This window comes from Amycolatopsis sp. NPDC043885 (genome assembly GCF_056435685.1).
Genome location: NZ_JBWKEA010000032.1, coordinates 23,709 through 47,334, shown reverse-complemented (window position 1 = coordinate 47,334; position 23,626 = coordinate 23,709). Strand labels below are relative to the sequence as shown.

The window sequence follows — 23,626 nt, the reverse complement described above, 5'->3', positions numbered from 1 at the left end:
TTCATCGTTCGACTTGCATGTGTTAAGCACGCCGCCAGCGTTCGTCCTGAGCCAGGATCAAACTCTCCAACAATGTCAAATTTGATCGAGGCAATCTAATGCTCTCAAAGGAACCCCAAAACGAGGTTCAAAAAACATAAGCTCTACTGGCTTAGTTCACTAGCACACTGTTGAGTTCTCAAGCAACACGCTTTGTTTCAAAGCGATATTCACAAGCTTTTGGTCGAGCATGCCGAATCCTACGCTGTTAGCCGTAGGGGGTCGGCGGCCGCTCGTGGGCCGACGCTGAACATTACCTGGTCCGGTTCGCGGTGTCAACCCGCTCGGCCCTGGCGCCTGGCCTCGGGGCTTTCGGCCCCGGTGGCCCGGTGTTCCTGGCGACGAAGAGAAGATTACATGCCCCGGAACCCCCTGAAAACAGGGGGGTCACTTAACGACATCGCCGCAGGTCAGCCGGTATGAACCCCCGTCATCCGACGGTCTTCAGGAAGTGGGGCGGCTTGCGGGCGGGCGCGACGCGTTCGAAGTCGGCTGCGTAGGCGAGCACTCGGGCGTCCGTCCACTGCCCCGCCATGAACGAGACACCGACCGGGAGCTCGCCGACGAATCCGGCGGGCACCGTCACCGCGGGGTAGCCCGAGACCGCGGCCGGCGTCGATGACGGGATCACGTCGTTGTCGCCGGTCTTGCAGTCGGTCTTCCAGGCGGGCGGGTTCGTGGGCGCGGCGAGCGCGTCGAGGCGGTGCTTGGCGAGGGTCTCGTCGATCGAGCGTTTCGCCAGATCGGTGAGCTCGCGGCGCATGGCCTGGTAGCCGGGATCGGACGGGCCGGGTGCGGCGAGCGCCTGTTCGAAGAGTTCCTGCCCTGCGAAGCACGTCTGCTCCAGCGGGTCGGAGCGGTTGTAGTCGATGAGCGCGGCGAGGTCGCGCGGGCCTTCGGGGCGCGTGGCCAGATAGCGATCGATGTCCCGGTGGAACTCGGTGAGCAGCGCCGGGAACTCCAGTTCACCGAGCCTGGCCTGGTACGGCGGCGTCACCTCGACGACTTCGGCACCGGCCTTGACCAGCGAATTCCTGGTCCTCGTCATGACGGCGTCAACATCCGGGCCGAGGACGGGCAGGCGCCAGAGACCGATCCGGGAACCCTTCAGCACGCCGGGCCGGAGGTGCGCGGCGTAGTCGGCCGGCTGATTCGGCGGGTACGCGCCGGTGGCCGGGTCGCTCGGGTCACGGCCCTGCAGAGCGGACAGGGTGAGCGCGACGTCGACGACGTGCCTGGCCATCGGGCCGGCGGTGTCCTGTTCGGCCGAGATCGGCACCACGCCGGTGCGGCTGACCAGGCCGAGGCTCGGTTTGTGGCCCACCGTCGCGGTCATCCCGGCCGGGCAGACGATCGAGCCGTCGGTCTCACTGCCGATGGCGACCTGGGCGAGTGACGCGGCGACACCCGCGGCGGATCCGGCGGACGACCCACACGGGTTGCGGTCGAGCACATACGGGTTGTTCGTCTGCCCGCCGACGCCCGACCACCCGGAAGTCGGTTTGGCGGCGCGGAAGTTCGCCCACTCGGACAAGTTCGCCTTGCCGAGGACGACCGCGCCCGCGTCACGCAGACGGCGGATCAGGGTCGCGTCCTTCGCGGGCTTGCCGCGCAGCGCGCGCGACCCCGCCGTCGTCTGCATGGAGCGGGTGTCGACGTTGTCCTTCACCAAGACGGGGATGCCGTCCAGCGGTCCGCGGGTCTTGCCGGCGCGACGCCGGACGTCGCTCTCCGCGGCTTGCGCGACCGCGGCCGGATTGACCGCGATGACCGCGTTCACCTTCCGGTCGAGCTTGTGGATGCGATCGAGATAAGCCGAGGTCAGACCGACCGCGGTCAGCCGTCCGGAGGACATCCGGGCCTGGAGCGCGGGGATGTCGGCGGCGTCGAGATCGAGTGGTTTTCCGGCGGCGGAGGCCGCTGGTGCGGCACCTGCCGCGATGGTCGCGGCGACCAACGTCGTCAGAACTCCGAACACCGGCCGCCGCACCATCAGGTCTCCTTCGTCTAGAGAACCGGAAGCAGGGTCCGCAGCTCGTACGGGGTCACCGCGCTGCGGTAGTTATCCCATTCAACACGTTTGTTGCGAAGGAAGAAGTCGTAAACGTGCTCTCCGAGTGCTTCGGGCAGAAGTTCCGATTTTTCCATCTCCGCCAGCGCCTCCCCGAGGTTCTGCGGGAGCTGGGCATACCCGGCCGCGCGGCGCTCGGCGTCCGACAGCTGCCAGATGTTGTCCTCGGCGGGGGGCGGGAGCTCGTACCCCTTCTCGATGCCCTTGAGACCGGCGGCCAGGATGACCGAGTACGCCAGATAGGGGTTGCACGCGGAGTCGAGCGTGCGGATCTCCACGCGGCGTGACGACGCCTTGCCCGGCGAGTACATCGGCACCCTGACCAGCGCGGAGCGGTTGGCACGGCCCCACGAAACGGTCGTCGGGGCCTCGCTGCCACTGATCAGCCGCTTGTAGGAGTTCACCCACTGGTTGGTGACCGCGGAGATCTCCTTCGCGTGGTGCAACAGTCCCGCCACGAAAGCTTTACCGGTCGCCGACAACTCGTACGGGTCTTCGGCGTCGTAGAAGGCGTTGCGGTCACCCTCGAACAGGCTCACGTGGGTGTGCATCCCGGAACCCGGCTGGTCGGTGAACGGCTTCGGCATGAAAGTCGCGCGGACGCCCTGCGTGAGCGCGACCTCCTTGACGACGTAGCGGAAGGTCATCACGTTGTCGGCCATGGTCAGCGCGTCGGCGTACCGGAGGTCGATCTCCTGCTGACCGGGCGCCCCCTCGTGGTGGCTGAACTCGACCGAGATCCCCATCGCCTCGAGCGTCTCGATGGCGTGGCGGCGGAAGTGCGTCGCCGTGGCGTGGCTGGCCTGGTCGAAGTAGCCGCCGTTGTCCGCGGGCTCGGGCTCGCTCCCGTCGTCCGGCAGGCTGGCGAGCAGGAAGAACTCGATCTCGGGGTGGACGTAGCAGGTGAAACCCGCTTCGCCCGCCTTCGAGAGCTGCCTGCGCAGGACGTGCCGGGGATCTGCCCAGGACGGGGAGCCGTCCGGCATCGCGATGTCGCAGAACATGCGCGCCGAGTACGGGCCGCCGTCCGGGGTCTCCCACGGGAGGACCTGGAACGTGGCCGGGTCGGGCTTCGCGACCATGTCGGACTCGTAGACCCGGGCGAATCCTTCGATGGCCGATCCGTCGAAGCCGATCCCCTCGCTGAAGGCGCCCTCGAGTTCGGCGGGCGCCACCGCGACGGACTTGAGAAACCCCAGCACATCCGTGAACCAGAGCCTGACGAAACGGATGTCGCGCTCTTCCAAGGTACGGAGCACGAACTCCTGCTGGCGATCCATGGCCGCACCCTAACGAGAACGTGTTAACGACATGTTTCGCGACGCGCCGATCGACCGGAAGTGGTGGATCACCCCACGAGCACCGGTTCGGGTTTGGCCGCCTTGGTGATCGCCAGCGAAGCGACCGAAGCGATCACGGCGAGGCTCGCCGCGATGTACCACGCGAGCGCGTAGCTGCCCGATGAATCGCGGATCGCGCCCGCGCCGAAGGCCGCGAGACCGGCCCCGAGCTGGTGGCTGGCGAAGACCCAGCCGAAGACGATCGGCCCGGCGGCGCCGTATTGCCGGACACAGAGCGCGACCGTGGGCGGAACCGTCGCCACCCAGTCGAGGCCGTAGAAGATGATGAACGCCCACATGCTCGGTTCCACCGTTCCGCTCAGCAGTTGCGGGAGCAGGGCGAGCGAAACGCCGCGAAGGGCGTAGTAGACGCCGAGGAGGATCCGCGGATCGACGCGGTCGGTGAGCCAGCCGGAGGCGATCGTGCCGACGACGTCGAAGATCCCGACGAGGGCGAGCAGTCCGGCGGCAGTCGTCTGCGGCATGCCGTGGTCGTGCGCAGCAGGCACGAAGTGGGTGCTGACCAGGCCGTTCGTCGTTGCGCCGCAGATCGCGAAGCCGACGGCGAGCAGCCAGAACGTCCTCGTGCGCGCCGCCGATCCGAGTACCGACAGCGCGCGGCGAACGGAACCGCCCGTGCGGGCGACAGGAGCGGCTTCGCCAGGCTGCGCGCCATAAGCGGTCGTTCCGACGTCGGACGGGTGATCGCGAACCACCAGGAGAACGACGGGCACGACGGCCAGTGCGGCGATGGCGATGACGAGCGATGCCGTCCGCCAGCCCTCGTCGACGGCGAGGTTCGCCACGATCGGGAGGAAGATCAGCTGGCCGGTGGCGCCTGCCGCGGTGAGGACCCCGGTGACGACGCCGCGACTGCGGACGAACCAGCGGGCGGCGACCGTCGCGGCGAAACTCATCGCCATCGAGCCGGTGCCTACGCCGACCAGGACGCCCCAGCAGAGGATGAGCTGCCAGCTCGCGTTCATGAACACCGTGCCGCCCGCGCCGATCGCGACGACGAACAACGCCGTCGAGGCGACACGTCGCATGCCGAAGCGCTCCATGAGAGCTGCGGCGAAGGGTGCGAAGAGGCCGTAGAGGACGAGGTTCACGGAGACGGCCGACGCGATCGTCGCGCGCGACCAGCCGAACTCGTTGTGAAGCGGGTCGATGAGCACGCCGGGAGCCGCGCGGAAACCGGCGGCGGCGAGCAGGGCGATGAATGCGGCGGCGGCGACGAACCACGCGCGGTGGAGCCGGGTCTCGGATTGCACGGGTACAGCGTCATGGGCGGCGGCGCCCGGCGAAACCGGCCGGAAGGACACTGTGCGAAAGATTCGGGCCAAGCCATAGGCTTTGCTCATGCGCTGCCGTCTCCTCGTGCCGGCGCTGCTGCTCACGATCGGGCTCATCGGCGGCTGCGCGGGGTCTCCCCCGCTGCCGCCTGCCCAGGACTACGTGAGCGCGGCGGCCGAGTCCCTCGTCTCGTTGCGCAGCGTGCGGTTCACTCTCGGGGTGAACGGCGTCGTCACCGGCCTGCCGGTGCGCGGGCTCGACGGCGACGTCAGCCTGGATGGTGGCGCGGTCGGTAATGCCGATCTGCAGGACGACTTCGAACGAGTGAAGGTCAAGTACCGGCTGTCGGGCTCGGAGATCACCCTCAGCGGGCCTCGCGGGGAGCGCGTGATTCCGGCTTCGGAGCCGTACACGCCTGAAGCGATGCTCGGGCCTGAAGGCGGGCTTCGACGGCTGCTGACCGGGGCGACCGAGCTGCGGGGTGAGCGGTGGGAGCGGGTGCAGGACACCGAGTCGTTCCGGATCGCGGCGAAGGTGCCGGCCGCGGTGATCGGCGGGATCGTGCCGGAGATCAAGTCGGACGTGTTCGTGAAGCTGTGGATTTCGCAGGACGAGCCGCGGCGGCTGGTGCGGGTGTGGCTGCAGGTGCCGCCGACGAGGCCGGAGGAGTTCGCGGTGATGCTGGAACTGGCGTTGACCAGGCATAACGCGGTGGTCGTCGGGGCAGGGCGGTAGCAAAGGTCCCTTGCTCCCCCGCTAGGAGCAGCGGGTGTCCGGAGCGGGTAGTGCGCCGTCGATCAGGTAGGCGATGCCGGCCTTGTCGACGCACTCGTTCCCGTCGAGGAACACGGTGTGCTGCGCTCCCTCGAACGTGAGCAATGCTCCCTTGAGGTCCCGCGCGAGGTTCACCCCGGACGCGTACGGGGTCGCGGGGTCGTCCGTGGTCGAGATGACCAAGGGCTTCGGCAAGCCGTCGACGTCCGGCTTGTGCACCTCCGAAGTGGCGGGCACGGGCCACACAGAACAGATGTCGAGCTCGCTCATGTCCGGGGTGCCGCCGGCGAGGAACGGCGCGCCATGGAGCATCCGCTGGTGGGCGCCTTCGATGACACGCCTGTCGGCGATCCGCGTGCTGTCGACGCAGCGGACCGCGAAATACACGTCGAGGATGCCGGTGTACCGGCCGTCCGTCTCGCGGCCGTAGTAGTTGTCCGCGAGCGCGACCAGGGTTTTGCCGCTCCCCCGTTTCAGCTCGGCGAGCCCGTCGTTGAGGAACTTCCACGCGTCCTGCGAGTACAGCGCGGCACTGGTCCCGGTGATGGCGTCCTCGAACGACAGCTTGCGGGACCCCGCGGGCACCGGTTCGGTGATCAGAGGCCGCACCAGGTCCTGGAACGCCTTCGTCACCGCGCCCGCGTCCCGGCCGAGCGCGCACTCCGCGCGAGCGGCGCACCACTTGCCGAATTCGGCGAACGTGTTCTGGAAGCCGGCCATCTGCGTGACCAGCGACTCGGCGGTGTCGAGTTCGGGGTCGACCGCGCCGTCGAGGAGCAGCGCCCGAACCTTGTCCGGATAGGCCTCGGCGTAGGCGGTCCCGATCTGCGTTCCGTAGGAAAAGCCCAGGTAGCTGAGCTTCTCGTCGCCGAGGGCCGAACGCAGGACGTCGAGATCGCGGACGACGTCCCTGGTCCCGATATTGGCGAGCAGCTCTTTGCCGTGCTTCGTGCGCTCGGCGCACTTCGCGGCGTACGTCTTGGCGTCGGAGAGTTGCTTCGCGATCCCGCTGGGTGTCGAGTCGCTTTCCGAATCCTCCGCACGGTCCGCGTCGCGTTCGGCATCGGTGAGGCAGACGAGTTTCGGTTCGCTGGTCCCCACCCCACGCGGATCGAAGCCGACGATGTCGAAACGTTCGGCCAGCGCCGCCGCGGGCCGGGACTTCGCGATCCGCGCCGCGGCCGAGACGCCTGAGCCACCGGGGCCACCCGGGTTGAGCACGAGCGAGCCGATCCGCCGGCCGGTGTTCTTCGTCTTGTGCCGGAGGACGCCGATCGAGATCGTCTCGCGGTCCGGCTTCAGGTAGTCGAGCGGCACGGTGAGCTTCGCGCAGTCGAACGCCTTGTCTGTGAAGGACGCGCACGCTTCCCACGCGAGCTTCTGCTCGGCGAACTTCTCGAGCGCCTTCGGGTCCGGAGTGGGTGACGCCGTGGTGGTCGGGGACGCCGGCGGCGCCGACTGTGGCTGCTGTGTCGTGCACGAGGCGACGAGCAAGGCAGCAACGAGCACGGCCGGGACGCGGCGAAGGCTCATCTCGCGATCTTCGCAGCGTCCCGGCCGCTCAGGGGCCTTAGCGCCGAACTCGTTACTTGGCGGCGCAGCGCGTGCCCTCGTCCGGCAGGGCGCCGTTCACCAGGTAATCGATGCCGATCTGGTCGACGCACGACACGCCCTGGAGGAACACGGTGTGCTGGTTGCCCTCGAACGTGAGCAAAGCTCCCTTGATCGCTTTCGCCAGGTTGACGCCCGCCTGGTAGGGGGTCGCGGGGTCGTTCGTCGTCGAGATGACCAGCGTCTTCGGCAGCCCTTCGACGTTCGGCTGGTGCGGCTCGGACGTGTTCGGCACCGGCCAGAAGGCGCAGGCGTCACGCGCGGAACCGTCCGGCTTGCCGTCGTCGAGGAACGGCGCCGCCTCCGCGTACCGCTTCTGCGCGTCGAGGATCTTCGCCGGATCGGTGACCCGCGGGTCGTCGACGCAGCGAATCGCGACGAACGCGTCCTGCGTCGTCCCGTAACGGCCGTCGGCGCCGCGTTCGTTGTAGAGATCGGCCAGTTTCTCCAGGCCGTCGCCGCGCTGGCGCTTCAGGTCGTTGAGCGCGGTGTTCAGCGGTTCCCAGAGATCTTCCTGGTAGAGGGCCTGTATCACGCCTGTCGTCGCGTCCTCGTACGACAGTTTTCGGCCATCGCTGACCGGCACCGGGAAATCGATCAGCGGGCGCACCAGATCCTGGAACGCCTTCGTCACGCCGGCGGCGTCGCGCCCGAGGGCACAGTCCTCACGCGCGGCGCACCAGTTCGAGAACTCCCCGAACGCCTTGCCGAAGCCCTGCCCCTGCGCGACCAGCGACTCCACCGCGTCCTGCTCCGGGTCGACGGCTCCGTCGAGCACCAAGGCGCGTACGTTCGCCGGGAACGCCTCGGCGTAGGCGGACCCGATCCGCGTCCCGTAGGAGTAGCCGAGGTAACTCAGCTTCGGCTCGCCGAGGACCGAGCGCAGGATGTCCATGTCCTTGACGACGTCACGCGTGCCCAGGTTCGCGAGCATCGCGGCGCCGTGTTCGGTCCGCCCGGCGCACTTCGCCGCGAAATCCTGGGACTCGGTCTCCTGCTTTTTCACTCCCTCGGGTGAGCCGTCGGTCTCGCTGTCGTCCGCGCGGTCCGCGTCGCGTTCGGCGTCGGTCAGGCAGCGGACCTGCGGCTGGCTCGCGCCGATGCCGCGCGGGTCGAAACCGACCACGTCGAAGCGTTTGCCCAGCTCGTTCGTCGCCGTCCGGGAGGCGAGACCGGCCGCGGCCTGCATCCCGGAGGCGCCGGGTCCGCCCGGGTTGACCACGAGCGCCCCAATCCTTTCGTCGGTATCCAGCGCCTTCCGGCGCAGCAGGCCGAGCGTGATCGAGTCGCCTTCGGGCTTCGCGTAGTCGAGCGGGACGGTGAGCCGGGCGCACTGTGCGTCCTTCACTCGAAACGCCGCTTTCGCGTCATCAGATGTCGCGTAGGGTGCACAGTCGGCCCAGGTCAGGCTCTGTCCGTAGAACTTCTCGAGTCCGGCGGGCACCGGTCCGGTCGGAGCGTGCGACTCGGTGGCCGGAGGCGGCGGCTGGGTTCTACCCTCTCCCGACGAGCACGCGACGACGGTGACGGCAAACAGGCCGGACAGCGTGATCGCGGCGAATCGACGGGCACGGGACCTGGCGCTGACATGAGTGGACACGGTTGGATCGTGCCATCGGCCGTGGAACTCGGCCGCACCACCACTGCGTTGGTGGTACGGGTGCGGACGGCAGTAGAACAGACGGGAGCACAGGGGTGGCAGCACTGATCAGCCGGGTGGGCAAGAAGCTGCGCCGGATCATCCAGCGGCCGGGCAGCGTCGAGCTGACCCGCTACGAAGCGCTGCTGCCGGGCATCGAGAAGCTCGAGCCCGAGTTGGAGAAGCTTTCCGACGAGGAGCTGACAGAGCGGGCCGGCAAGCTTCGGGACGCGGCTTCCTTCGGCAACGACCAGCTGATCGAGGTCTGCGCGCTCGGTCGCGAGGCCGCGCGGCGGGCGCTCGGCGAGCGTGCCTTCGACGTCCAGCTGCTGGGCACGATGGGCCTGCTCAGCGGGCATATCGTGCAGATGGAGACCGGTGAGGGCAAGACGCTGGCGGGCGCGCTGGCGGGCGCCGGGTACGCCCTGCGAGGGAAGCACGTCCACGTCGTCACGGTGAACGACTACCTCGCCCGCCGCGACGCGGAGTGGATGGGCCCGATCTACGACTTGCTCGGTGTCTCCGTCGGCTGGGTCGAGCCCGCGCACTCCCGCGACGAGCGCCGCGAGGCGTACGCGAAGGAGGTCACGTACGGCGCCGTCAGCGAGATCGGCTTCGACGTGCTGCGCGACCGGCTGGTGACCCGCGAGGAGGACCTGGTCCAGCGCGAGCCGGAAGTCGCGATCGTTGACGAGGCGGACTCCGTGCTGGTCGACGAGGCCCGCGTGCCGCTGGTGATGGCGGGGTCGATCGACCACACCGACGCCGACGAAGAGGTCGCGAACATCGTCCGGCGGCTGCGGCTCGGGCTGCACTACGAGACCGACGCCGACGGCCGCAACGCCTGGCTGACCAAGGCGGGCGCTTCGGTGGTCGAGAAGGCCCTCGGCGACGACATCAACCTCTACGACGAGACGGGTTCGGACAGGCTGCCCGCGGTGAACGTGGCGCTGCACGCGCACGCGCTGCTCACCCGCGACGTCGACTACCTCGTGCGCGACGGGAAGGTGCAGCTCATCAACGCCGCGCGCGGCCGCGTCGCCGAACTGCAGCGCTGGCCGGACGGCCTCCAGGCCGCCGTCGAGGCGAAAGAGCAGGTCAAGGCGACCGACCGCGGCGAGATCCTCGACTCGATCACCGTGCAGGCCCTGCTCGCGCGGTACCCGGAGGTCGCGGGGATGACCGGTACCGCGGTCGCGGTCGCCGAGCAGCTGCGCGAGTTCTACAAGCTCGAGGTCGCGGTCATCCCGCCGAACACGCCGAACATCCGTGAGGACCAGGAGGACCGGATCTTCGGATCGCCGTCGCAGAAGCTGCGCGCGATCGAAGAGGAGATCCGGCGGGTGCACGAGACCGGGCGGCCGATCCTCGTCGGCACCCAGGACGTCGCCGAATCCGAAGAGCTGGCCGAGAAGCTGGCGAAGGTCGACCTCGAATGCGTCGTGCTCAACGCGCGAAACGACGCCGAGGAAGCCGCGATCATCGCCGACGCCGGCAAGAAGGGCGCGGTCACCGTCTCAACGCAGATGGCGGGCCGGGGTACCGACATCCGGCTGGGCGGCAAGGACGGCGAAGGCCGCGACGAGGTCGTCGAGCTGGGCGGCCTGCACGTGATCGGCACCGCGCGCTACCCGTCGAGCAGGCTGGACGGCCAGCTGCGCGGCCGGTCCGGGCGACAGGGCGACCCGGGCAGCGCGGTGTTCTTCGCCAGTCTGAACGACGAGCTCGTGCTGTCGAACGCGCCGGACATCCCCGAGGGCATCAGCTCAGACGTGGGCAGCGGCGAGATCGTCGACCCGGCGGCGCTGCGGCAGATCAACCACGCGCAGCGTGTCGCCGAGGGCGTCGACCTGGAGATCCACCGGAACACGTGGCGCTACACGCGGCTGATCGAGCGGCAGCGCGGCGAGCTGCTGGAGCACCGGGACAAGGTGCTGCGGACAGCGCACGCCGCGGAGGTGCTGGAGAAGGCGCACCCGGAGAAGTTCAAGGAGCTTTCGGAGGCCGTCGACGACGAGGCCCGCGTCGAGCAGCTGTGCCGTGAGGTGCTGCTGTTCCACATCGACCAGCTGTGGTCCGACCACCTGGCGTTCCTGACCGACGTGCGAGAGAGCATCCACCTGCGGGCGCTGGCGCGGGAGACGCCGATCGACGAGTTCCACCGCGCGGCGATCCCCGAGTTCCACAAGATCATCCCGGAGGCGGCCGAGCGGGCGGCGAAGACGCTCGAGGAAGCCGAGATCACCGAGAACGGGATCGACCTCGGCGACGCGGGCGTGCGGCGGGCGAACACGACGTGGACCTACCTGGTGCACGACAACCCGTTCGACTCCGACTTCGAGCAGACCATCAAGAAGGTGCGGAGCATGATCAAGCGCAAGTAGCGCGCGGGGAGCGGGGGACTTTGCTGTCACTCTCTTTTGGAGAGCGACAGCAAAGGTCCCCCGCTCTCTTTCCGCACCGGCCGGACCCAGGTGGGCGATTCGGCACATCCGGTCGTCCCCGCGGACGCCAGTGGGTGAGAATGTCGGCATGCCGCAACTGCGCATCGCACTGGCCCAGGTCAACACCACCGTCGGGGACCTCGAAGGCAACGCCGAGCTCACCGTCGAGTGGACTCGCAAAGCCGCCGAAGCAGGCGCCCACGTCGTCGTCTTCCCGGAGATGTCCCTCACCGGCTACCCCGTCGAGGACCTCTCCCTCCGCCCGACCTTCGCCTCCGCCTCGAAGCAGATGGTCGAAGCGCTCGCCAAGCGGCTCGAAGACGCCGGATGCGGCGAGGTCCTCACCTACATCGGGTACCTCGATCTGGACGAGGCTGGCCCGCGTGACGCGGCGGCCGCGCTGTACCGCGGCGAAGTGGTCGCCCGCCAGTTCAAGCACCACCTGCCCAACTACGGCGTCTTCGACGAGCACCGCTGGTTCAAGCCGGGCCACGACCTCGAGGTCGTCCGCTTCCACGGCGTCGACGTCGGCATGGTGATCTGCGAGGACGTCTGGCAGGACGGCGGCCCGATCTCCGCACTCGGCAAGGCCGGAGTGGACCTCGTGGTCGCTCCCAACGCTTCGCCCTACGAGCGGGCGAAGGACGACATCCGCCTGCCGCTGATCGCGCGCCGCGCGGCCGAGGCCGGGGCGCCGCTGGTGTACACGAACCAGGTCGGCGGCCAGGACGACCTCGTCTTCGACGGCGACTCGATCGTGGTCGGCGCGGACGGACGACTGCTGGCTCGCGCTCCGCAGTTCGTCGAGCACTTGCTCGTCGTCGACACGGACCTCGTCGCCGGCGGGCACACCGCCGAAGGCGAGTTCGAAGGCCTGCGGGTGAAGCGCCGAGTGCTCAGCGAGGAGCCGGTTCCGGCGTACACCCCGCGCACCGAGTCCGCGATCAGCGAGCCGCTGTCGGACGAAGCCGAGGTGTGGCACGCGTTGGTCGTCGGCCTGCGCGACTACGTGCACAAGAACGGCTTCTCGTCGGTGACGTTCGGCTTCTCGGGCGGCATCGACTCCGCGGTCGTGGCGGCGCTGGCCGCCGACGCGCTGGGCGGAGACAACGTCTATGGCGTTTCGATGCCTTCGGAGTACTCCTCGGAGCACTCGAAGGGCGACGCCGAAGACCTCGCCCGCCGGATCGGCGCGCACTATCGCGTCGAGCCGATCGCGGACATGGTCAAGGTCTACGTGGAGCAGCTTCAGCTGACCGGCCTCGCCGAGGAGAACATCCAGGCCCGCGTTCGCGGCATGTTGCTGATGGCCCTGTCCAACCAGGACGGTCACCTGGTACTCGCCACCGGCAACAAGACCGAGCTCGCCGTCGGCTACTCGACGATCTACGGCGACGCCGTCGGAGCCTTCGCGCCGATCAAGGACCTGTTCAAGACGCACGTCTGGCACCTGGCCAAGTGGCGCAACGCCGAAGCCGAAAAGAACGGCGAAACCCCGCCGATCCCGGAGAACTCGATCACCAAACCGCCGTCGGCCGAGCTGCGGCCCGGTCAGCTGGACAGCGACTCGCTGCCCGACTACCTGATGCTCGACGACATCCTCGACGACTACATCGAGGGCGACCGCGGCTATGTCGACCTGGTCGACGCGGGCTTCGAGCCGGAGACCATCGACCGTGTGGTGCGGATGGTCGACAAGGCCGAATACAAGCGCCGCCAGTACCCGCCGGGCACCAAGATCACCTTCAAGGCGTTCGGGCGGGACCGGCGGCTGCCGATGACCAACGGCTGGCGAGAGGGCACCGTCGTGACCCCCTCAGTTCAGCGCGACCTGCTTCCCCGCTGAGTTCGTCAGCACGGCCACCAGGCCGGGCTTCTTGTCACGCCGGACGAGCATGTCCATCCCGAGCGCGCGGACCGCGGATTCGACCGCGGCGGGCTCGGGGTGGACGCCGGTGACCATGAGCAGCGGGATCGACGGGAGTCCCCGCGTCGTCGGATGCGGGGTGCTCCCCCAGTCGATGAGGAAGGGCGCGAGCCCATCGAGACCGCCTGCGCCGGTGAGACGCCAAGTCAGCAGTTCGCCGTCGTCGGTGGTCCGCGACATCTCGGACGCTTCGCCCGGGTCGTAACCGCGTCGGCGTGCTTCCGCGATCGCCTCGTCGATGCCGTCCGCACGCGCGGCCCAGGTGATCAGGGCGGGAGCGGTCAGCTCGTTGATGCCGAACGGACGCGGCCCGATGTGCTCGGGTTGATCCGGGTCGGGGCCGACCACCTCGAGGTAGGCACCGGCGCCCAGGTCGGCCAGGTAGTTGGCCGTACCGAACCCGACATGCTTTCCGCCGCGTACCGGCGTGACACCGGTCAGCTCGGCGACGCGCGCGACGGCCTCTTCGAGATCCGGCCCGGCGTAGACGAGGTGGTCAAGCACGAGGTCGCTCATGTGCATACTCCTACCGCAGCCACGGCTTCGGCGGCACCGCGGCATGGCCGTCGATCCGAAACTGTCGTACCGCTCTCGTACCCTGGACATATGACGGCACCGGGCTACTCCGTGTTCGGCACCGCGATCGGCCACTGCGGCATCGCGTGGAGCGAACGCGGGGTCGTCGCGGTCCAGCTCCCCGAGGGCAGTGAAGAGAAGACGAGGGCGCGACTGACCGCGCGCCTTCCCGAGGCGACCGAATCCACACCGCCGGGCGAGATCCAGCGCGCGATCGACGGGATCGTCTCGTTGATGGACGGCAAGCGCACGGACCTCGCCGGCGTCGGCCTCGACTACGAAGGAGTACCGGACTTCCACCACCGGGTCTACGAATTCATCCGCACCATCCCCGCGGGCAAGACGCTGACCTACGGCGACATCGCGAACATCCTCGGTATGCCCGGCGGCGCGCAGGCCGTGGGGCAGGCCATGGGCCGGAACCCGTTCCCGATCATCGTGCCGTGCCACCGCGTGCTCGCCGCGGGTGGCAAGGACGGCGGCTTCTCCGCGCGCGGAGGGGTCGCCACCAAGCGCCGGATGCTGGTCATCGAAGGCGCTTTGGCGGACGAACCGACGTTGTTCTAGCTGTTTTGAGCCGGTGACCAGGGCTTGAGCCAGGGCGTTTCCGGCCAGCCTTCCGCGGCGGCCATCAGCGGGATCGCCGTCGCGCCGTCGATGTGCTCGCGGATGATGTCGGCGTGCCCGGCGTGGCGCGCGGTCTCTTCGATGAGGTGGAGCAGCACCCAGCGGACCGACCACGCGTCGACATCCTGCGGGTACCAGGGCACGCCCTTCGGCACCAGGACCGGCTGGCCGAGGTCGGCGATGCCGGCGATGACGTCCGAAGTGCGGCGAGCGACCTCGTCGTAGCGCGCGAGGACGCTTTCGACCGTCTCTTCCGTCGTCATCACGTACCCGGCTTCGTACTCCTTCATCGCTTCGTCCATCGACTTCGAGGGCTTCTGGAGAAGGATGTCGATCCAGCCGTCTTCCGTGAAAGCGGTGTGCTTGATCAGGCCGCCGACGCTCAGTGAGCTTCTGGTCGGGACGGCTCTGGCCTGTTCTTCGGTGAGGCCGTGCGCCGCGATCCGCAGAACGTGGCGCTGCTGCTCAAGGTAGGCGAGGAGACCTTCGCGTTCGTCGGCGACCGGGGGAACGTTTCCAGCCATGGCGGCTCCTTCCGTTGGGAAGGGGATCATGACATCCGGCACCGGCTTCTTGCGGCGATTCGGCCCGGAAGAGAGCAAGGGACCTCTGCTACCACTTCTCTCGACGTTGAGAGAAGTGGTAGCAAAGGTCCCTTGCTCCCCCGCTACCCCTGCGGCCGGACGAACGGGAACAGCACCGTCTGCCTGATCGACGCCCCGGTCAGCATCATCAGCAGCCGGTCGACGCCGATGCCGAGCCCGCCGGTCGGCGGCATGCCGTGTTCGAGCGCGAGCAGGAAGTCCTCGTCCAGCTCCATCGCCTCGACGTCCCCGCTCGCCGCGCGCAGCGACTGGGCCTCCAGCCGCCGCCGCTGTTCGAGCGGGTCGGTCAGCTCTGTGTAGGCCGTGCCGACCTCGGAGCCGAACGCGATCAGGTCCCAGCGCTCGGCCAACCGCGGGTCCACGCGATGTTGCCGGGTCAGCGGCGAGACGTCGGTCGGGTAGTCGGTATAGAACGTCGGCAGCACGGTCGCGCCTTCGACCAAGTGCTCGTGGGCCTTCAGCACGAGGTCGCCGTGCCCGGCCTCCTCGTTCACCGGCACTCCCGCCGCGCGGCAGAACCGCTGCAGTTCGGCGACCGAGGTGCTCGCGTCGATCTTCTCTCCCAGCGCCGCCGAGACGGCTTCGTGCACCGGGATCACCGGCCAGTCACCGGAGATGTCGTACTCGACGACCGTCCCGTCCGGCCCCGGACGGCGAACGACCTGCGCGCCGTACGCGGCTTCCGCGGCGCACTGCACTAGTTCCCGCGTCAGCGTCCGCATCGTGTTGTAGTCGGCGTACGCCTGGTACGCCTCCAGCATGGTGAATTCGGGGTTGTGCGTCGCGTCGACGCCTTCGTTGCGGAAGTTCCGGTTCAGTTCGAAAACGCGCTCGACGCCGGCCACGCACAGCCGCTTCAGGTACAGCTCGGGCGCGATCCGCAGGTACATCCGCATGTCGTAGGCGTTGATATGCGTGATGAACGGGCGGGCGTTGGCGCCGCCGTGGACCGTCTGCAGCATCGGCGTCTCGACTTCGAGGTAATCGCCCTGGTGCAGCCTTTCCCGCACGGCACGCACCACGGTCGAGCGCATTCGCAGCATCGCCGTCGAATCCGGGTTCACCGCGAGGTCCAGGTAACGCTGCCGCACCCGCGTCTCGGGGTCGGTGAGGCCCTTTCGCTTGTCCGGCAACGGATGCAGGCTCTTCGCCGTGACGGTCCATTCGTCGACGAGCACGGAAAGCTCACCGCGCCGCGACGTCACGACCTGCCCGCTCACACCGACGTGGTCGCCGAGGTCGACACCTCGCCGCCAGCCCCCGGGATCGAGCACGGAAGCGTCGAGCATCAGCTGGATCTCACCGCTGAAATCCTTGACCCGGGCGAAACACAGCCCGCCGAGATTACGCATCGCGAGCACCCGGCCCGCGACCCGGACCCGATGACCGGTGTGGGTGTCCGGGCTCAGATCACCGAACTTCGAGACGACGTCGCCGAGCAGGTCCTCCCGGGCGAAACCGACCGGATAGGGGTCGATCCCGGCTTCCCGCAAGCGATCCAGCTTCGCCATCCGCACCCGGACCTGGTCGGGGCGTCGCACCTGATTCGGCGCGGGAGTGGCGGCGTTCGCTTCGATGTTGTGGACCTCGGCGACGAATTCGTCGGTGACGGTCTCCAGTTTCAGCGCTCGCCCCGACCGTCCTGTCGGGACGAATCCTTCGAGCGCGCCTGCGACGATGCCGACCCTCGGCAGCCGTCGAGCCGAGGAATAGCACAGGAAACGCGGCTCCCAGTCGGGACCGTACTTGGCGTTGGACCGGTAGAGCGATTCCAACTGGAAGAAGCGCGACGCCATGCTGAGGACACCGCGCCATGCGCGCAGCACCGGGCCCGCGCCGATCCGCTCGCCCTCGGAGAAGACCGCGCGGAACATCGCGAAGTTCAGCGAAATCCGTTGTGCGCCAAGGTGTGAGCTCGCCGCGACGACCTCCGCGACCATGAATTCGTTGAGGCCGTTTTCGGCGTCGCGGTCGCGTCGCATCAGGTCGAGGGACAGGCCGCGACGGCCCCACGGCACGAACGACAGCATGCCGCGAAGTTCGCCCTTGGCGTCGTACGCCTCCACCATCACGCTGCGACCATCGCTCGGATCGCCGAGCCTGCCGAGCGCCATCGAGAACCCGCGCTCGGTTTCCGCCCCGCGCCACTGCTGTGCGTGCAGCAGGAGCTTGGCCATTTCCTCGGCCGGGATTTCGCTGTGCCGCCGGACTTTCGTGGTGTATCCCGCCCGTTCGATCCGTTTGACCGCTTGGCGGACCGAGCGTCGTTCCGGCCCGGCGAGGCTGAAGTCACGGACGTCGAGGACGGCTTCGTCACCGATTTCCAGCGCACGCAGGCCCGCGTCGGCGTAGACCTTCGCACCGCGTTCACTCGCGCCGAGCACGCCGGGAGTCCAGCCGTAGGTGCGCGCTTCGTTCAGCCAGGCGCGGACGGCGTCGGACCAGGCGTCGGGGTCGCCGATGGGGTCCGCGCTCGCGACGCTGGTGCCCGCGAGCACGCGGTAGGCCACGGCGGCACGGCCGTTGAGCGAGAAGACGACGCTCTTCTCGCGCCTGGTGGCGAAATAACCCAAAGAGTCGTCTTCGCCGTGTTCGGCAAGAAGGCGACGTACGCGCAGTTCTTCCTCGTCTGTCCTCAAGCGACGACTACGTACGCCGCGGAAGAGCGTGTACAACGCGGCCGTCGCGACGGCTGTCGCGCTGAGATCGAGCACGAGGTCGAGCCAGGCCGGTCCTTCACCGATACCGACCCGGCGGAGCTGGATGTTCTCACCGGTCGTGTGGTTGACGACCCAGGCGAAGCGCGCCCAGGTGTCGGCGAGACGACCGGGAAAGGCTTCGCTCAAGCCCCAGCCGACGAGAATGACCGCGGCCAGGCCACCGAACAGGACGGTGAGTCCGTCGCGCCACGCGCCGGGCGCGAGCCGGGCCGGGAACGCCGGACGCAGAATCCAGAGGAACGCGATCATGCCGAGGGAGATCAGGTCGGCGATGGCCAGCACCCACACCTGGTGCGGGATGTGCCGAACCTGCCACGGACCGAGTTTCAGCAGCTCAGGCCACCACAGCAGCGCGGCCTGGAACGCCAGCGTCACCGCCAGTCCACCGACCTGGAACAGCAGCAGTGTGTAAAGCGCGGCGCGTTTGCGGCGGCGGAGCGCGGCGCCGAGGACGACGAGCAGCAGGACGATCACGAGGCTCGCGTTCGTCGGGATGCTCAAGGCCGAGAAGGCGATGTCACCCGTCCTGAGCACCGGCCCCTTCACACCGCCGGCGAGCAGGAGGATCACCGAGAACACGGCCGCGAGTTGCACGAGAGTGGCGACGATCCCGCCCGCCCTCGCCTTCCACGGCGTGACTCGGCCCACTGGGTTTGCCATTCTGGTCCTTCGCGGTACACACAGGAGATCGACAGCTGTACTTACTTGACGTCACACAACCCCGTGTGGTTGTCAACGATCATCATCCTCTGGTCTGAATTTCCTCATTCGCGGGTGTGACGGCGCTGTGTGAAGCTGGTCGCAGGGCCTTGGGACGGTCAAATCGGCATGTCACGCTTGGCCTGTTCAGCTCCACGACCCGGGGACCTCTTCGAGGCCTCGAGGGAAGGACGGTCGACAAGGATGTCTGCCACCGAAAAGGATTCCGGCGAGCTCGCGGCTCCGTACGGGACCGGCGCGGCACCCCAGGCCACATCTGGGAAGAAGGTCCGTGTACATCACCTTCGTGACATGAAAGAGCGCGGCGAAACCTGGCCGATGCTCACCGCCTACGACATGTACACCGCCGCACTGTTCGACGAAGTGGGCATTCCCGTGCTGCTCGTCGGGGATTCAGCGGCGAACAACGTCTTCGGCTACGACACTTCGCTTCCGGTGACCGTGGACGAACTGCTCCCGTTGGTCCGGGCGGTGACCCGATCGGTGAAGCGGGCGCTGGTCGTGGCTGATCTGCCGTTCGGCTCGTATCAGCTCTCACCGCAGCAGGCACTGGAAACCTCGGTGCGGTTCATGAAGGAAGGCCGCGCGCACGCGGTGAAACTCGAAGGCGGACGGAAATTCGCTCCGCATGTCGAGGCACTGACTTCGGCCGGTGTCCCGGTGATGGGACATATCGGATTCACTCCGCAGAGTGAACACAATCTGGGCGGCTATCGAGTCCAGGGACGCGGCGAAGCGGCCGAAGCGCTGCTCGCCGACGCAGTCGCCCTGGAGGAAGCCGGCGCCTTCGCGGTCGTCATGGAGATGGTGCCCGCCGAAGCGGCGAAGCGGATCACACACGAACTGAAGATCCCGACCGTCGGCATCGGCGCCGGGCCGGACTGCGACGCGCAGGTGCTCGTCTGGCAGGACATGGCCGGGCTTCGACGCGGCAAGACCCCTCGCTTCGTGAAGAAGTATGCCGACCTCGCCGGCGTGCTGGCGGGGGCCGCGTCGGCGTTCGCGGAGGACGTCCGGCGAGGCGAGTTCCCGGCTCCGGAGCACTCATTCCACGACTAACACGCCTCTGACCTGCAGAAAGAGATCAAGGGACCTTTGCTATCACTTCTCTCAACGTTGAGGAAGGCGATAGCAGAGGTCCCTTGCTCTCCTCGCGGCTGGCTGTGTGGATTTCTGGTCATCTAACGCCCCAAAACCCACACAGTCAGTCAGCGCTACTACGCGGAGTACAGGGCGTGTGGAAACAGGGACGCTCAACGTCCCTATTTCCACACACCCCGTCCGCCGGAAGGCGGTAGCAAAGGTCCCTTGCTCTTTTTTCGGGTGGGCCACGCAGGGCGACCCTCCTTTAGTTGTTCACATACATGAACTTGAATCATGTCCTTGACTCACGTTCGTAAAGAGGCTTAACGTCTAGCCCGTCGCCGCCACGACCGAGCTTCGATACCTCGACGAGGAGGACCACGGATGCGTGTTCGTGAGCGGGTTCTGGCCATTGCGACCGGTGCCGCCCTGCTGTCGACGCTGGCGGCGTACCCGGCACAGGCCGCGACGGTCCGCGTAGGGACTGCGGAGCAATTGACGGCGGCGCTCGCTTCGGTCACTCCGGGTACCGTCATCGAACTCGCGGCAGACACGACTTTCACGGGCAACTTCAAGGCGGCGAAGAGCGGCACGTCCAGCAGCCGTATCACGCTGAAGGGGCCGCGAAGCGCGGTCATCAAGGCCTCGGCCGGACGCACGCTGGAGCTGACGGGCAGCTACTGGAACCTGACCGGCTTCACTCTCACCGGTGGCCAGAAGGGCCTGATGGCGACAGGCGTCAAGAACACCGTCGTCGACGGCATCAAGGTCACCGGCGTCGGCCACGAGGGCATCCATTTCCAGTACACGAGCACCGACAACGTCGTGAAGAACTCAGAGGTGACCGACACCGGCCGCGAGTACGCGGGCTACGGCGAAGGTATCTACTTCGGTTCCGCGAAGGGCAACTGGCCCGGCGGCACGCCCGACCGGAGCGACCGGAACAAGGCGTTGAACAACAAGATCGGCCCGAACGTGCGGGCCGAGTCGATCGACATCAAGGAAGGCACCACCGGCGGCGAACTGCGCGGCAACGTCTTCGACGGGACCGGGCAGAGCGGCGAGCACTTCGCCGACAGCTGGGTGGACATGAAGGGCAACAATTACGTGATCGCGGACAACCGGGGCAGCAAGGTCTTCGTGCACGACGCGACCTACGGCGGCTTCGAGGTCCATGTCCAGCTCGACGGCTGGGGCCGCGGCAACACCTTCTCCGGCAACACCGCGGACGTGCAGTCCTCCTACGCGTACGGCTTCTATCTCGTGAAGGCGGCGACCGGGAACAAGGTCTGCGCGAGCAACAAGGTGACCGGTGCCGGGAAGGGATTCGCGAACGTGGCCGCCACGGCGGGCTGCTGACGCGACCGAAGACCGGGGGCCCGCTCAGCCCGGCGGCGGGGGCGGGCCCCCACCCTTCGGACACTCGCCGATTCGGGCAGAGTGTCCTTATGGAAGACCTGTACCCGCCGATCCATGTTCGCGCCGAGGGCATGCTCGACGTCGGCGACGGGCACCGGATCTACTGCCAGGAAGCCGGGAACCCGGACGGCAAACCCGTGGTCGTCCTGCACGGAGGCCCTGGTAGCGGCACCTCCCCGATGGCCCGGCGGCATTTCGACCCCGAGGCCTACCGGATCATCCTGTTCGACCAGCGCGGCGCCGGCCGTAGCACCCCGCACATCGGCACGCCGGACGTCGACCTGTCGGTCAACACCCTCTGGCACCTCGTCTCGGACATGGAAAAGCTGCGCGAACGGCTGAATCTCGACCAGTGGCAGCTCTTCGGCGGCTCGTGGGGCGTGACCCTCGCCCTCGCCTACGCCGAAACCCACCCGAGCCGCGTCAGCGAGATCATCCTGCGCGGCGTCTTCACCGTCCGCCGCAGTGAACTCGACTGGATCTACAACGGCGGCGCCGCGAATCTCTTCCCCCGCGAGTGGGAAGCGTTCCTCGCCCCGATCTCCGAAGACCGCCGCGACGACCCGCTGTCTGCGTACCGCGAGCTCGTCTATCACCACGATCGGGCGATCCGGGAACGCGCCGCCATCGCGTGGAGCGCCTGGGAAGGCGCGATCGTCTGCCTGCGCCCGGATCCGGCCTTCCGCAATCAGTACGCGTCGCCGGAGTTCGCGGTCACGTTCGCCCGGCTGGCCCTGCACTACTTCTGCCATGGGGCGTGGCTTGAGGAAGGACAGCTGATCCGGGAAGCCGGGAAGCTTGCCGGGATTCCGGGTGTGATCGTGCAGGGGCGTTACGACGCGGTGTGTCCTCCAGTGACGGCTTACGAGCTACACCGGGCTTGGCCGGACTCGAAGCTGGAACTGGTGGAGGCGGCCGGGCACGCGGTGACGGATCCGGGGATGCTGGCGGCGCTCCGGGCCGCGACGGATTCCTTTCGCTAAGCGACTACAACCGGCCGCCCGAAGCCGTGTCGCCGGACAGCCGTTGCGCCAGATACACCGGCACGGTCGAGGCCAGGATCAGCACCGCCGCCACGACGTTGACGATCGGCGCCTGGTTCGGCCGGAACAGGTTGTTCAGGATCCAGATCGGCAGCGTCTCCAGCCCGGTCCCGAGAGTGAACGTCGTGACGATGATCTCGTCGAAGGACAGGGCGAACGCCAGCAGGCCGCCGGCCAGCAGGGCCGAACGCAGCATCGGGAAGGTCACCAGCCGGAACGTCGTGAGCCCGTCGGCGCCGAGGTCCATCGACGCCTCTTCGAGGTTGCCGCCCATCCGCCGCAGGCGGGCGACGACGTTGTTGAACACCACCACGATGCAGAACGTCGCGTGCGCGACGATCGCGGTGAACAGGCCGAGATCGATGCCGAGAATGGTGCGGAAGGCGTTGTTCAGCGCGATACCGGTGACGATACCGGGCAGCGCGATCGGCAGGATGATCAGCAGCGACACCTGGTTACGGCCGAAGAAGCGGTACTTCTGCAGCGCGAAGGCCGCCATCGTGCCGAGTACCAAGGCGATCGCGGTCGCGGCGAGTCCTGCTTGGACACTCGTGCCGAGCGCGTTCAGCGCGCCTTCGTTCTCCGCGGCCCGGCCCCACCATTCGAGGGTGAAACTGGACGGCGGCCAGCCGAAGGTGGTGTCGGCGTTGAACGAATTGAGCAGGACCACCAGCAGCGGGAAGTAGATCACCGCCAGGCCGAGCACCAGCGCCGCGAGCAGCAGGTATTTGGTCGTCCGGGAAAGCCGCATCGCGCGCTCCTACAGGTTGTCCAGCGCGCCCGTGCGGCGCACGGCGGCGAGGTAGGCGAGCATGATCACCACGGGTACGGTCGCGACGGTCGCCGCGAACGGCAGGTTGTTGGCCGCGCCGATGTTGTCGTAGACGACGTTGCCGAGCATCTGCGACGTGCCGCCGACGATCTTCACCGCGATGTAGTCGCCCAGCGACAACGAGAACGTGAAGATCGAGCCGGCGACGACGGCCGGGAAGGTCACCGGCAGCACCACCGAGCGGAACGTCCTGAACGGCCGGGCGCCGAGGTCGCCCGAGGCGTCCACCAGCGAGTTCGGCAGCCGTTCCAGGCCCGCGTAAATCGGCAGGATCATGTACGGCAGCCAGAGATACGACAGGGTGATCACGGTCGCGAGAACGCCGTAACCGGGGGTGTCGAGGCCGAACGGGTTCAGCAGCCAGTGCAGGACCCCGTTGCCGGACAACATGGTCCGCCACGCGTAGGCCTTCACCAGGTAGCTCGCCCACAGCGGGGTCATGACGGCGATCACCAGGAGCCGCCGCGCCCTCGGCGAGGCGAATTTGGCCATGTAGAACGCCATCGGGAAGGCGATGATCGCGGTGACCACCGTGACGAGCGCGGCGATCCCGACCGTCCGGAAAGTGATCGTGCGGTACACCGCGTCACTGAAGAGAGTGACGAAGTTGTTCAGCGACCACTCGGTCACGACCTGGCCGGTGAAGACGTCGGTACTCCAGAACGCGGTCACGAACAACGCGGCCAGTGCGCCGAGGTAGGCGAGGCCGAGCCACAGCATCGGCGCGGAGAGCAGAATTCCCAGTCGCAGCCTGGGTTTGCGGTACAGGAAGGCGGAGGCTTTCCGCCTCGACGAATCGAGGGTGGTCGTCATCTTTTTCCACCTAGGAATGGGACCGGGAGCGGCCGGCGTGGGGGGCC

At 67.8% G+C, this 23,626-nt stretch carries 17 protein-coding genes and 1 rRNA gene; 7 read left to right on the top strand and 11 right to left on the bottom strand.

Annotated features, from left to right (window positions below):
• The 4 genes from AC069I_RS43590 to AC069I_RS43575 form a co-directional block, all read right to left on the bottom strand.
• A 16S ribosomal RNA gene (locus tag AC069I_RS43590) occupies positions 1-73 on the bottom strand; the annotation flags it as partial.
• A gap of 396 nt (positions 74-469) precedes the next feature.
• A complete protein-coding gene (locus AC069I_RS43585) occupies positions 470-2,032 on the bottom strand; it encodes an amidase (RefSeq protein WP_478268023.1) in 1,563 nt (520 codons plus the stop codon).
• A gap of 14 nt (positions 2,033-2,046) precedes the next feature.
• Positions 2,047-3,390 (bottom strand): type I glutamate--ammonia ligase, encoded by a 1,344-nt coding sequence (glnA, locus tag AC069I_RS43580; protein ID WP_340684322.1) that lies wholly within the window; start codon positions 3,388-3,390, stop codon positions 2,047-2,049.
• Between the two features lie 68 nt (positions 3,391-3,458).
• Positions 3,459-4,724, bottom strand: coding sequence for an MFS transporter (locus tag AC069I_RS43575; RefSeq protein WP_478268022.1), 1,266 nt, complete (start codon positions 4,722-4,724; stop codon positions 3,459-3,461).
• A gap of 88 nt (positions 4,725-4,812) precedes the next feature.
• On the opposite strand from AC069I_RS43575, the gene AC069I_RS43570 reads away from it, so the two are divergent.
• Positions 4,813-5,481 (top strand): LppX_LprAFG lipoprotein, encoded by a 669-nt coding sequence (locus tag AC069I_RS43570; protein ID WP_478268021.1) that lies wholly within the window; start codon positions 4,813-4,815, stop codon positions 5,479-5,481.
• 21 nt (positions 5,482-5,502) lie between these two features.
• Here the strand turns inward: AC069I_RS43570 and AC069I_RS43565 are convergent, their stop codons facing one another.
• Positions 5,503-7,053: an alpha/beta hydrolase gene (locus AC069I_RS43565; RefSeq protein WP_478268020.1), complete on the bottom strand. Its 1,551-nt coding sequence runs from the start codon at positions 7,051-7,053 to the stop codon at positions 5,503-5,505.
• 52 nt (positions 7,054-7,105) lie between these two features.
• Positions 7,106-8,731, bottom strand: coding sequence for an alpha/beta hydrolase (locus AC069I_RS43560; RefSeq protein WP_478268019.1), 1,626 nt, complete (start codon positions 8,729-8,731; stop codon positions 7,106-7,108).
• Positions 8,732-8,826: 95 nt separating this feature from the next.
• Here AC069I_RS43560 and secA2 point away from each other — a divergent pair, with 95 nt between their 5' ends.
• Positions 8,827-11,154 carry an accessory Sec system translocase SecA2 gene (secA2, locus tag AC069I_RS43555; protein WP_478268018.1) on the top strand — a complete coding sequence of 776 codons (2,328 nt, stop codon included), beginning with the start codon at positions 8,827-8,829 and terminating at the stop codon, positions 11,152-11,154.
• A 148-nt stretch (positions 11,155-11,302) separates the two neighbouring features.
• Positions 11,303-13,060 (top strand): NAD+ synthase, encoded by a 1,758-nt coding sequence (locus AC069I_RS43550; protein ID WP_478230356.1) that lies wholly within the window; start codon positions 11,303-11,305, stop codon positions 13,058-13,060.
• Here AC069I_RS43550 and AC069I_RS43545 read toward each other — a convergent pair.
• Complete coding sequence (locus tag AC069I_RS43545; RefSeq protein ID WP_478230357.1) at positions 13,031-13,657, bottom strand: VOC family protein; 627 nt, start codon at positions 13,655-13,657, stop codon at positions 13,031-13,033. The genes AC069I_RS43550 and AC069I_RS43545 overlap by 30 nt on opposite strands.
• Before the next feature lie 90 nt (positions 13,658-13,747).
• Between AC069I_RS43545 and AC069I_RS43540 the strand changes: the two genes are divergently transcribed.
• A complete protein-coding gene (locus AC069I_RS43540) occupies positions 13,748-14,284 on the top strand; it encodes a methylated-DNA--[protein]-cysteine S-methyltransferase (protein WP_478230358.1) in 537 nt (178 codons plus the stop codon).
• Here AC069I_RS43540 and AC069I_RS43535 read toward each other — a convergent pair.
• On the bottom strand, positions 14,281-14,868 hold the full coding sequence (locus tag AC069I_RS43535) for a DinB family protein (RefSeq protein ID WP_478268017.1): 588 nt from the start codon (positions 14,866-14,868) through the stop codon (positions 14,281-14,283). The genes AC069I_RS43540 and AC069I_RS43535 overlap by 4 nt on opposite strands.
• Positions 14,869-15,011: 143 nt before the next feature.
• The gene (lysX, locus tag AC069I_RS43530) at positions 15,012-18,329 is read right to left on the bottom strand and encodes a bifunctional lysylphosphatidylglycerol synthetase/lysine--tRNA ligase LysX (protein WP_478268016.1); all 3,318 of its coding nucleotides are present in this window, start codon (positions 18,327-18,329) and stop codon (positions 15,012-15,014) included.
• Between the two features lie 243 nt (positions 18,330-18,572).
• On the opposite strand from lysX, the gene panB reads away from it, so the two are divergent.
• The 3 genes from panB (at position 18,573) to pip (ending at position 21,874) form a co-directional block, all read left to right on the top strand.
• Positions 18,573-19,448, top strand: coding sequence for a 3-methyl-2-oxobutanoate hydroxymethyltransferase (gene panB, locus AC069I_RS43525; protein ID WP_478268015.1), 876 nt, complete (start codon positions 18,573-18,575; stop codon positions 19,446-19,448).
• 408 nt (positions 19,449-19,856) lie between these two features.
• On the top strand, positions 19,857-20,831 hold the full coding sequence (locus tag AC069I_RS43520) for a right-handed parallel beta-helix repeat-containing protein (RefSeq protein ID WP_478234570.1): 975 nt from the start codon (positions 19,857-19,859) through the stop codon (positions 20,829-20,831).
• Positions 20,832-20,920: 89 nt separating this feature from the next.
• Entirely contained in the window at positions 20,921-21,874 is a 954-nt protein-coding gene (pip, locus tag AC069I_RS43515; RefSeq protein ID WP_478230363.1) for a prolyl aminopeptidase, read from the top strand.
• Positions 21,875-21,878: 4 nt separating this feature from the next.
• Here the strand turns inward: pip and AC069I_RS43510 are convergent, their stop codons facing one another.
• Positions 21,879-22,685: an ABC transporter permease gene (locus AC069I_RS43510; RefSeq protein ID WP_478230364.1), complete on the bottom strand. Its 807-nt coding sequence runs from the start codon at positions 22,683-22,685 to the stop codon at positions 21,879-21,881.
• A 9-nt stretch (positions 22,686-22,694) separates the two neighbouring features.
• The gene (locus AC069I_RS43505; protein WP_478268014.1) at positions 22,695-23,579 is read right to left on the bottom strand and encodes an ABC transporter permease; all 885 of its coding nucleotides are present in this window, start codon (positions 23,577-23,579) and stop codon (positions 22,695-22,697) included.
• Between the last annotated feature and the right edge of the window lie 47 nt (positions 23,580-23,626).